At 65.0% G+C, this 1,383-nt stretch carries 2 protein-coding genes; both read right to left on the reverse strand.

Annotated features, from left to right (window positions below; translation table 11 throughout):
- A partial coding sequence (locus tag B3873_RS18730) for a protoheme IX farnesyltransferase (protein ID WP_286868103.1) occupies positions 1–552 on the reverse strand: 552 nt, incomplete at its 3' end.
- A partial coding sequence (locus tag B3873_RS18735) for a COX15/CtaA family protein (protein WP_286868104.1) occupies positions 549–1,383 on the reverse strand: 835 nt, incomplete at its 5' end. The genes B3873_RS18735 and B3873_RS18730, both read right to left, overlap by 4 nt.

Consider the following 1,383-nt stretch of genomic DNA (forward strand, 5'->3'; position numbering starts at 1 on the left):
ATGCGGCGGGGTCCAGATGAAGATGATCATCACCAGCACCCAGGCCTGCATCGGAACGTCATTGGCCATGGCCGCCCAGCCCAGCGCGGGCGGCATGGCGCCGGCCAGGCCGCCGATGACGATGTTCTGCGAGGTCGCCGGTTTCAAGATGATGGTGTAGATGATGGCGTAGCCGACGAAGGTGGCGAAGGTCAGCCACATGGTCAGCGGATTGACCAGGTTGTACAGCACCCACATGCCCAGGCCACCCAGCACGCCCGAGAACACCAGCGTCTGGCCTACCGTGATTTCGCCGCGCGCCATCGGACGGCGGGCGGTGCGCGCCATGCGCGAATCGATCTCGCGCTCGACCAGGCAATTGATGGCGAAGGCCGCGCCGGCCAGCAGCCAGATGCCCAGCGTGCCGAAGATGACCTTGTGCCAGTCCGGCAGGTCGGGCGTGGAAAGGAACATGCCGATCACCGCACAGAACACTGCCAGCTGCGTCACGCGCGGCTTGGTCAGTGCCCAGTACTGGGCGATGCGGTTGGGTTGGGCGGTCAATGTGGTCATGGCGTGACGGGCCGGGCGGATGCTGGTGGAGCAGCGGCGGCCAGGCCGGAGGGTGCGTAACGGACCTTGTAGTTTAACATGACCATCAGGATGACCAGCAGCGCCGCGCCGCCGTTGTGGATCACTGCAATGGCCAGCGGCCAGTTCAGATAGATGGTCGCCAGGCCAGTACAGAGCTGCAAACCCAGCACCGTCAGCATCCAGCGGGCGGTCTTGCGCAAGCCTTCATCACGCAGCGCGCGGTGTGCCAGCCATACAACATACAAGATGACGACAAAGGCAAAACTGCGATGCACCCAGTGGATCGCGGTCAGCGCTTCCACCGGCAGGTAGTCGCCCGCGGAGGTCATGCCGAGGTGGCGCCAGAGCGTGAAGCCATGTTCGAAGTCCATCTCCGGCACCAGCTGGCCATTGCACAGCGGGAAATCGGAACAGGCCAGCGCGGCGTAATTGGTGCTGACCCAGCCGCCCAGCGCGATCTGCAAGCCCAGCAAGGCCGCGCCGATGGTGGCCGGCACGATCAGCGCACGGCCTGCGGGCGAGACCGGCACATGCTGCTCCTGCCGCGCCCCCAGCCAGGCCAGCATGGCCAACAGCGTCAGGCCCAGCAGCAGGTGGATGGTGACGATGATGGGCTGCAGCTTCATGGTCACGGTCCAGGCACCGAAGGCACCCTGCAGGCAGACGAAGCCCAGGAGCGCCGTCGGGAACCAGGGACGGAACTGCAGTTCGGTCTTGCCCGACTTGATCCAGCGCCGCCAGGCGGCCACCATCAGCACGATGATGAGGAAGCCCACGGCCATGGCGAAATAGCGGTGGATCATTTCGATC

The sequence above is a fragment of the Herbaspirillum sp. UBA812 genome, from assembly GCF_002296545.1.
GTDB classification, from domain to species: domain Bacteria; phylum Pseudomonadota; class Gammaproteobacteria; order Burkholderiales; family Burkholderiaceae_D; genus Herbaspirillum; species Herbaspirillum huttiense.